The following is a 9,731-nucleotide window of genomic DNA, read 5'->3' as shown; positions in this document are numbered from 1 at the left end:
TGAACCGCCCCCCCCCTATTTCAACACCTATGTACGCGTCGGCTGCTTTTTTTTTTTATACGCCCACGCTGTAAACCCCGGTCACCCACCCGCAGGTGGGACCCCGGCCGGGCCCGGTTCACCCCCCGACACCACAGGTCCGCCCCTACCCCCGCTCGCGACGACGAGCCTCCCGCCCGGACAGCGCCGACCCCCACACCGTCGTCGTCGCACCAGCTATCTCCCCGCCGTCGAGGACCAGTTCCTGGCCGGTGAGGAAGGACGCCTCGTCGGACGCCAGGTAGAAGAACGCCGATGCGATCTCCTCCGGGGCCGCGTGGCGGCCCGCCGGGATACGGGCGTTGGTCTCGGCGAACATCTCGTCCGTGTACTCGGCCATCTGCATCGGCGTGAGGACCGCGCCGGGGCTCACGCACGCCGCCCGGACCAGCGGGCTCAGTTCCATCGCGAACGTCTGCGTGAGCGAGACGATGCCCGCCTTGGTGGCGTTGTAGTCGGCGTAACGGGGGTAGCCGCGGCGGCCGTTGACCGACGCCGTCGCCAGGAGTACGCCGCCTTGCTCCTGCTCCGCCATGATGCGCGCGGCGCCGCGCCACAGGCCCAGGACGCCGAGCAGATTGACGTCGACGACCCGGCGGGCCTCTGCCTCCGTGATGTCCAGGACTCCGTGCCGGACACTGATGCCCGCGTTGGCGATGACGACGTCGATGGCGCCCCGCGCATCCCGTACGCGGGCCAGGGCGGCGTCCACGGCCGACCAGTCCGCGGTGTCGGCACGTATCCACTCGACGCCGCTCACCGGGGTATCGGGCGGGCGGACATCCAGGTTCGTCACCCGGTCGCCCGCCCGGGCGAAGCGTTCCGCGGTGGCCGCTCCGATGCCGCTGGACGCGCCTGAGATCACGACTGTACGCATGGTTCCGTTCCCCTCTGGGTTGGTGTTCGGCCTCAGTACAGGACGCGCGCGCTGTCCGGCTTGATGCTGGCGACGGACTTGCGCAGGTCGCGGCTGACGATCATCCGCTTGAGCCAGCGGTCCGAACCGTCGAGCCGGGCGCGGAAGGCCCGCCTGCCGTGCACGGCCACGTAGTTGTCGACGACGGCGAGGCTGCCCTGCCCGACCACCACGTTCTGCTGCACCCGCTCCAGCTCCGCCATCAACGCGTCCAGCGCCCGCTGGGCCGCCGTATCGCCGCCCACGCACTCCATGAACGGGTAGTCGATGCGCAGGTAGGGCCGCTCGTGCTCCCCCGAGATCACCGGCACCGCGGGCGGCGCCGCCTGGAACTGGACCATCCTGGCCAGGGCCGGATGGTCCGGGCACCGCGCCTGGAGCTGGCGGATGTGCTCGTCGTCGGGGCGTATCAAAAAGCGGGGCGAGCGCAGGACATCGATGTCGCGCTCGCTGAGGCGCACGTCCCGCACCGACGCCACGATGGTCGGCACCCGGTCGTGGTTGCGGACCCCGAACAGCAGGAGGTAGTCGCAGCGGCCCGGGTGGAAGCCGTCCTCCGTGTGGAACTCGAGGAGGCATTCACTGCTGTGGCCGTTCTGCCGCAGCTCGTCACCCTTGATCGGCAGCAGGTTCTGCACCATGCGGCCGAGCTGGAGCGTGGAGAAGGTGTACGGGTCGCCCAGCGCGCTGCCGCACATGGCGAGGAAGAACTCCTGCTCCAGGGTGGCGGAGTTGGGGTCGATGCCGTCCCAGTGGCCGGGGGTCGGCCCCACCGCCGCGTCGTCCACCGGGAAGCCGTGCACGACCAGGGCGGCGGACGGCTCCGTGCGGCGGAAGTGCTCGAGGAACTTCCGCAGCCCCTCGGGAAGGCCCAGGCCCGCGTCCCAGTGACGGTCGTAGAAGGCCGGGTCGGCGGGCCCTGGCGCGTCCGGCCCGGTGCGGGCCAGATGCTCCTTGACGTGGGCGTGGATCTGGTCGGCTTCCGTCGGGGAGAGTTCGTACTCGACGGGGAACGCGTGGCTCATGGTCTTACCTGCCGTTCTCGATGCTCGATGGCGGGCGCCGCTCGATGGCGACGGGTGACACCGCGGGGGAGGGGGACGGACGCGGAGCTGCCAGGGCCACGGCGGCACACACCAGGCAGAGCAGTCCGCAGAAGCGGAAGACGTACGGGGTGCCGCCGGCGGCGATCAGCACACCGGCCACGGCCGTGCCCAGGCCGCTGCCCAGAGCGTCGGCGAGGCCGAGCACACCGAAGGCCCGTGGGGTGCCGAGCTGCCCCGCGCGTACGGCGACGTGGGCGACTTGGGCGGAGATCAGCGGTAGCACCACCGCGAGCAGCGCACCCTCGACGAGGGAGAGCGCCACCGCCGGGGCGACGGCGCCCAGGTGCGGGTAGAGCAGTGCGCAGCCGCCGATCAGGAGCACCGCGCCGTGCAGCAGGGCGGTGCGCGGCACGTGCGGGAGGAGCCTGCCGACGCGGGGGGAGAGCAGCAGGCTGGGGAGGGCGATGGCCGCCGCGGACCAGGCGACCACGGTGTCGGGGGCGCCCAGGTCCCGCAGATAGACGCTCCAGGCGACGGCGTAGCCGCCGTACAGTCCGGTGACGCCGAACAGCAGTACGGCGTACGGCCAGACGCGGCCCGCCACACCGTGCGGCGCATCGCGTGGCACACCCCGGGGCGGCCGCCCGGCCTGGGTCTTGCCGACCTGGGCGACGGTCCGCGCACCGGTTGGACCGTGCGCCGCGCGGGCGAGGACCAGGGCCGCGCCGAGCGTCGCCGCCGTCGCGGGCCAGGCCGCCAGGGCGGTACCGGCCGAGACCACCGCGCCGGTGCACAGCGGTCCGGCGAACGCCCCCGCCATCTGCGCGGCGGTGAGCGCGCCGAAGGCGTTTTCACCGCGGTCCGTACGGTCCGATGCCGTGTCGGCCACCAGGGTCCGCAGCCCGGTGGTGACGGCGGCGCTGCCCGCCATCACCAGGAGGTCGGCCACGGCGAAGCTCCACCAGGCGCCGACGACACCGAACGCGGCGCAGCCCGCGGCCTGGAGGAGCAGCCCGATCCGGGCGGTGCGCGCCGCCGCGAGCCGGTGGCCGAAGCGGGCCAGGAGCAGCTGGGTGGCGCCGCTGCCCACCGCGGCTGCCGTCAGCACCACGCCGACGCGTTCGGTGGCCACCCCGCGGTCCAGGAGGATGAGTACCTCGACGGAGAACAGGCCGAGCTGCGCGAAGCGGGCGAGGAACGCGGTGGCGAGGACGGCGTCCTGCGGTCTCACCGGGAGTCCATGGCGGCGATCAGACTCTTGGGGCGCAGGTCGGTCCAGTGCTCCTCGACGTGGGCGAGGCACGCCGCACGGCTGGCGCCGGACAGGATGACCTCCCAGCCCGCGGGTACCTCGGCGAAGGCGGGCCACAGGGAGTGCTGGCCCTCGGTGTTGACGAGGACGAGGTAGGAGGCGTCGGGGTTCTCGAAGGGGCTGTTCATGGGGCTTCCCGTCGTGAGGGCTTGAGGGGAGTGGCGGGTGGTCAGGCGAGGCGGCGGGCGAGGGCGCGGGGGGTGCGTGCGTCCAGGAGGGTGCGCAGCGGGAGCCCGGAGTCCCCGGTCAGGGCGCGCAGCCGGCCGGTCAGCCGCAGGGCGCGCAGGGAGTCGCCGCCGCGGGCGAAGAAGTCGTCGGACGGTGCGACCCGTTCGACGTCGAGGGCCTGCGCGAAGAGCGCGCACAGCGCCTCCTCGGTGAGCGGGCCGTCCGGGCCGTCCGGGCCGTCCAGGGCGGGAGGCGCGGCGGGCCGCCCGGTGCCGGCGATGTCCCGCAGCGCGGTGCGCAGCAGCGTCATGGCCCGCTCGGCGGTGCGCCGGTCGACCGCGTCGGGCCGGTGGGTGAGCTGGAGGTAGAGACGGTCGCCGGGGACCCCCATGAGGTTGAGGGGGTAGTGGTACGCGTCCCGGCCCCGCAGGCCCTTCAGGCGCAGCCCGCCCGCCGGGACGTCGGAGCCTGCGTCGGAGTCGGCGTCGGCCGACGGATAGTTCTCGAACACGACGGACGTGTCGAACAACGGGGCCCCGCCCGCGAGCCGCTGGATGGCGGCCAGACCCAGGTGATGGTGCTCGCCGAGCGCGGTCTGCTCGTCCTGGAGGCGAACCAGCGCGTCACCGAACGCCTCCGGACCGCCGACCCGTACCCGGACCGGCACCGTCTCGATGAACAGACCCACCGCGTCCCCGGCGCCCGGCAGTTCGGGCGGCCGGACCGACACGACCGCGCCGAAGACGACGTCGCGCCGGCCGGTGAGGGCGGCGAGGGCGTGCGCCCAGGCGCCCTGCACGACGGTGTTGAGCGTGAGGTCCCGCTCGCGGGCGAAGGCAGTCAGCGCCTGGGTCTCCGCCTCCGTCAGTTCCGCGTTCACCCGCTGCGGCAGCACGGAAACGGCGGGCGCGGCGCCAGGAGCGACCAGCGTGGGCGCGGCAAGCCCGTCGAGCGCGTCCCGCCATGCCTTCTCGGCCGCCCCGCGGTCCTGCCCGGCCCGCCAGGCGAGGTGTTCGCGCAACGCGGGCCCGGGACGCGGCCCGGGCAAGGCGTCACCACTACCGTCTGCCAACTGGCCGTAATGAGCGAGGAGTTCGCGCAGCACGACGGGGACCGACCACCCGTCCAACACGATGTGATGGACCGTCACGACCAGCGTGGCGGCGTCCCCGCCCTCCCGGACCAGGGCGAATCGCACCAGTGGCGGCGCCGTCAGGTCGAACCGCCGGGCACGGTCGGCGGCCAGGATCTCCTCGCGGCGCGCATCGCGTTCGGCGGGAGCGCACGCACTCAAGTCGTGCACCTCCCAGGCCGCTTCGGCGCCGGACACGATCAGTTGGGCGGGCGTGCCGGAGTCGAGCAGGGTGAAGGCGGTGCGCAGCGCGGCGTGCCGGTCGACCAGCGCCCGGCAGGCGGTGCGCAACGCGGCCTCGTCGAGGGGCCCGGCCAGATCGAGGGTGAGCTGGACGTGGTAGGCGTCGGGCAGGGCCGCGTCGTACAGGGCGTGGAAGTACAGGCCTTCCTGGAGCGGGGTCAGCGGCAGGATGTCCTCGACGCCCGCCCCCGTACCGGCCCGCGTTCCTGCCTCCGTACCTGCCCGTCTGCGACCGTCTTCGAGACTCTCCAGTTCGGCCTGCGGCACCCGCTCGCCCGTGAGTTCCGTCAGCGCCAGATCCGACGAGGTCAGGCCGCCCGCACCGGGCCGCCGGGCATGCGTGACCAGGGCGCGCAGCACGTCCGCCCAGCTGTCGGCGAGGTCGCGCACGTCCGCCTCGTCGAGCAGAGCACCGGGCCAGGACCATCCCGCGGTCAGCCGGGGCCCGTCGGGGCGGTCCTCCGTGACGGCGTTGACGTCCAGGGCGTGCGGCAGCGGCATGTCCGCGTCCGCGACGGCGTCCACGGCGTACGCCTCGTCGGTCTGCTCCCAGTCCCCGGCGTGGCCGGTGGCCGTCCGGCCCAGGTAGTTGAAGCCGATCTGCGGTCCCGGCCGGGCGGCGAGCACGGGGGCGGTGTCGGGGTTGAGGTGGCGCAGCAGGCCGTAGCCGATGCCCCGGTCCGGGATCGCGCGCAGCTGCTCCTTGACGGCCTTCAGGGCTTGTCCGAGCGCCGGTCCCGCGCCGAGGACCTGCGTCCAGTCGGTGACGGCCGGGTCCAGGCGGACCGGCTGGAGGCTGGTGAACCAGCCGACGGTCCGGGTCAGATCGAGGTCGCCGCCGAGGTCGTGGCGGCCGTGGCCCTCCAGGTCCACGAGCACACCGCCGTCGTACGCCGCCCTCCCGCGCCGCCGGGTGACGGCGAGGGCGAGTGCGGTGAGCAGGACGTCGTCCACTCCGGCGTGGAAGGCCTGCGGCACGTCGGTCAGCAGGGCTTCGGTGTCGGCGGCGGACAGTGTGACGGTGACCTCGCGGCGGGTGGCGTACGTGTCGCGCGCCGGGTCCAGGGGGCGGTGGCCGATGGTGGGCTCGTCCGTGGCCAGGATGTCCTGCCAGAAGGCCAGTTCAGTCGTACGGGCCGGGTCGGTGGCGGCTTCGGACGCGCGCCGGGCGAAGGTGCGCAGTGAGGTGGGGACCGGGTCGAGTACGGCGGTGCGGCCTTCGTGCGCGGCGGTCCAGGCGGCGGCCAGGTCGGGCAGGAGGATGCGCCAGGACACTCCGTCGACGGCAAGGTGGTGGATCATCAGGAGCAGCCGTCCGTCCCCGCCCGCCGGGTCCGTCAGGTGGACGGCCTTGACGACGTGTCCGGCGCGCGGGTCGAGGGCGCGCTGCGCGGCGCGCGCCTCGGCGGCGACCGCATCCGTCAGGGGTCGATCGGTCGGTGCCACCGCGTGGACCAGGCAGTCGGCGGCACGCACGGTGCCGGGTGCGGCGACATCGAGCCGCCAGCCCGAGGCGTCGTCGGCGGCCAGGCTCAGGCGCAGGGCGTCGTGGTGGTCGAGCAGCGTCTGGAGGGCCCGCGTCAGCTCCTCGGTGGTGGCGCCTGCCGGGGTGCGGACGAGGACGGACTGGTTGAACCCGTCGACGGGACCGCCCTGTTCGAGCAGCCATCGCGTGATCGGCCCGGGCGGCACGGTGCCGGTCCCGGCGTCCGACGGCTCGGCGGGCACGGCTGCCGCGGCCGGTGCGGCGACCAGGGCGAGCCGGGCCGGGGTGCGGTGCTTGAAGACGTCGCGGGGGGTGAGGCCGAGGCCCGCCTTGCGGGCGGCGGCGACGAGCTGGATGGAGAGGATCGAGTCGCCGCCCAGGGCGAAGAAGCCGTCCTCGGGGCCGACGCCCTCGACGCCGAGCACCTGCGAGAACAGCGCGCACAGCTGCTCCTCCAGGGCTCCGGCTGCGGGCCGCCCGCCGCCGGATGCGCTGAACACCGGGGCGGGCAGCGCCCGTCGGTCCAGCTTTCCGCTGAGGGACAGCGGCAGGCGGTCCAGGCGGACGAAGGCGCTGGGCACCATGTGCTCGGGCAGGGTGGCCGCGCAGTGCGCGCGCAGCACGTCCTCGTCGCACACGCCGCCCGCCGGGACATCGCCCGACGGGGCGCGGCTCGCCGGGACGACGTACGCCACCAGGCGCGGCGCGCCAGGCGTGTCCTCGCGCACCACGACCGCCGACTGCTCGACGTGCGGGTGCAGGTCCAGGCGGGCGGCGATCTCGCCGAGTTCGATCCGGAAGCCCTTCAGCTTGACCTGGTCGTCGGCGCGGCCGAGGAAGACGAGGGCGCCGTCGGGGGTGCGGTGCACCAGGTCACCGGTGCGGTACATGCGGCCGCCGGGCGGCCCTGACGGGTCGGCGACGAAGCGCTCGGCGGTGAGCGGCGTCCGGCCGAGGTATCCGTGGGCGAGCTGGACCCCGGCGAGGTACAACTCCCCGGTCGCGCCGGCGGGCACGGGCCGTAGCCCGGCGTCCAGGACGCGGACGCGGGTGTTGTCGACGGGGTGGCCGATGGGCACGGTGGGGCCGCTCTCGTCGCCGCGGCTGCGCCAGTGGGTGACGTCCACGGATGCCTCGGTGGGCCCGTAGAGGTTGTGCAGGCCGGTGCCCGCGGCGTCGAACAGGGTGTGGAAGCGCCCGGCTAGTGCGGTGGGCAGCGCCTCGCCGCTGCAGATCACGCGGCGCAGCGGGGTGTTGTCGGCGGCGCCCGGGGCCCGCAGGAACGTCTCCAGCATCGACGGCACGAAGTGGACGGTGGTGACGTGCTCGGCCCGGATCAGTCGGACGAGCTGGTCGGGGTCCTTGTGGGCGTCGGGGGGTGCGATGACGAGGGTGGCGCCGGCCAGGAGCGGCCAGAACAGCTCCCACACGGAGACGTCGAAACTGGTCGGCGTCTTGTGCAGGACCCGTTCCTCGGCGTCGAGCCGGTAGACGGACTGCATCCACAGCAGCCGGTTGACGATGCCGCGGTGCGGGACGACGACGCCCTTGGGGCGGCCGGTGGAGCCCGAGGTGTAGATGAGGTAGGCGGGCGAGTCGGGCAGGGCCTCGGGCAGCGGGGCGGCCTCGTCGGCGGTGTGTTCGCGTGCGAGGAGGGTGCGGTAGGTGTCGGGGGTGAGGGTGAGGGCGGGCGCGGCGTCGTCGAGCATGTACCGTCGGCGGTCCTCGGGATAGGCGGGGTCGATCGGCAGATAGGCGGCGCCCGCCTTGTGCACCGCGTAGAGGGTGACGAGCAGTTCGAGCGAGCGGGGCAGGGCGACCGCGACGACGGCGCCGGGGCGGACCCCCTCGGCGCGCAGGGCCCGGGCGAGCCGCGTGGCGCGCGAGTCCATTTCGGCGTACGTCAGTTGCTCGCCCTCGAAGACGAGCGCGGTGGCGTCCGGGGTGCGGCGGGCCTGTGCGGCGAACAGCGCGGGCAGCGTCGTCGCGGGATGGTCGACGGCCGGTCCCTCCTCCAGGGTCCGCAGGGCGGCCCGCTCCTCCGCGTCCAGGAAGGGGATACGGCCGACGGGCAGCCCGGGAGTGTCGACGCACGCGGCGAGCAGGCGGTGCAGCAGGGTCGCGAGCCGGTGGGCCGTGGCCGTGTCGAAGACGTCGGGGCGGTAGCTGATGTCGAGGCGCAGCCGGGGGCCGGGCACCGCGAGCAGGCTCAGGGGGTAGTGCATGGTGCCGGTGGCCGCCGTGTCCTCCAGGAGGCGGACGCGGATGTCGCCGAACCGCTGCTCCAGGCCGTCGTGGTCGAAGGGCGCGTTCTCGAACACCACGGCGGTGTCGAACAGGTCCTGCCCGCTGCCCAGGGCGCGCCGCACGGCGGTGAGCCCGAGGTGGTGGTGCGGCATCAGGGCGGCCTGCTCGTCCTGCACGCGGGCCAGCAGGTCGGCCAGCGGCTCGGCGGGGTCGAGCCGGACGCGCACCGGCACCGTGTTGATCAGCAGCCCGACCATGCCCTCCACGCCGGGCAGCTCCGGCGGGCGCCCGGAGACAGTGGTCCCGAACACCACGTCCTGACGTCCCGTCACATGTCCGACGAGCAGCGCCCAGGCGCCCTGCACCAGGGTGTTGACGGTCAGGCCGCGCCCGCGGGCCAGCGCGGTCAGGGCGCCGGTGAGGCCCTCGGGCAGCCACTCCACCACCCGCAGCGGGAAGCGGTCGGAACGCCGGGTGTCGTCCGGGGCGACCAGGGTGGGCTCGTCCACGCCGTCGAGTGCGGTGCGCCAGGCGTCCTCGGCCGCCGCCCGGTCCTGCGCGGCCAGCCAGCTCAGATGCCGGTGGTGGGGCGGGGCGGGCGGCAGGGCGCCGCTGGTCCCGACGCCGGCCGCGTGGCGGGCGTACAGCTCGCACAGGTCGCGCAGGACCAGCGGCAACGACCAGCCGTCGACGACGAGATGGTGGTGGGTGAGGACCAGGACGTGCCGCTCGGCGCCCGTGCGGACGAGGGTGAGGCGAACCAGGGGCGGCTTGGCCGGGTCGAAGCGGCGCTCCTGGTCGCGGGCGAGCAGGCCGGTCAGGGCCGCCTGCCGCTCGGCCTCGGGCAGCGCGCTGAGGTCGGCCTCCTCCCATGCGGGCGTGCCGGTGGCGGGGACGATCTGCACGGCCTGGCCGCCGGCGCGTTGCAGGAAGCCCGCGCGCAGGGCCGGATGCCGGGCGAGGAGATCCGCCCCGGCGGCCCGCAGGGCGGGGACGACGAGGGGCCCGGTGAGCTCCAGGCAGGTCTGGACGGTGTAGACGTCGGCGCCCTCGGTGTCGTAGACGCAGGACGGGAAGGGGAGCTTGTGGCCCGCTGGATTATCGAAAAGGCAAACGTCCGCAAACCGATTAAGCGGCTGTGG

At 74.2% G+C, this 9,731-nt stretch carries 5 protein-coding genes; all 5 read right to left on the bottom strand.

The window, feature by feature from the left end:
* Positions 1–145 precede the first annotated feature (145 nt).
* The gene (locus ACQKIP_RS30390) at positions 146–916 is read right to left on the bottom strand and encodes an SDR family NAD(P)-dependent oxidoreductase (protein ID WP_365866455.1); all 771 of its coding nucleotides are present in this window, start codon (positions 914–916) and stop codon (positions 146–148) included.
* A gap of 32 nt (positions 917–948) precedes the next feature.
* Positions 949–1,980 carry a guanitoxin biosynthesis L-enduracididine beta-hydroxylase GntD gene (gene gntD / locus ACQKIP_RS30385; RefSeq protein WP_365866453.1) on the bottom strand — a complete coding sequence of 344 codons (1,032 nt, stop codon included), beginning with the start codon at positions 1,978–1,980 and terminating at the stop codon, positions 949–951.
* A gap of 4 nt (positions 1,981–1,984) precedes the next feature.
* Positions 1,985–3,232: an MFS transporter gene (locus ACQKIP_RS30380; RefSeq protein WP_365866451.1), complete on the bottom strand. Its 1,248-nt coding sequence runs from the start codon at positions 3,230–3,232 to the stop codon at positions 1,985–1,987.
* Complete coding sequence (locus ACQKIP_RS30375) at positions 3,229–3,441, bottom strand: MbtH family protein (RefSeq protein WP_365866449.1); 213 nt, start codon at positions 3,439–3,441, stop codon at positions 3,229–3,231. The genes ACQKIP_RS30380 and ACQKIP_RS30375 overlap by 4 nt, the downstream gene beginning before the upstream one ends.
* 41 nt (positions 3,442–3,482) lie before the next feature.
* Positions 3,483–9,731, bottom strand: a 6,249-nt coding sequence (locus ACQKIP_RS30370; protein ID WP_427744711.1) for an amino acid adenylation domain-containing protein, incomplete at its 5' end; no start/stop codon positions are given.

The sequence above is a fragment of the Streptomyces sp. NPDC059900 genome, assembly GCF_050270335.1.
Classification (GTDB): domain Bacteria; phylum Actinomycetota; class Actinomycetes; order Streptomycetales; family Streptomycetaceae; genus Streptomyces.
The sequence above is the reverse complement of the archived record's forward strand: the minus strand, read 5'-3'. Positions and strand labels throughout refer to the sequence as shown.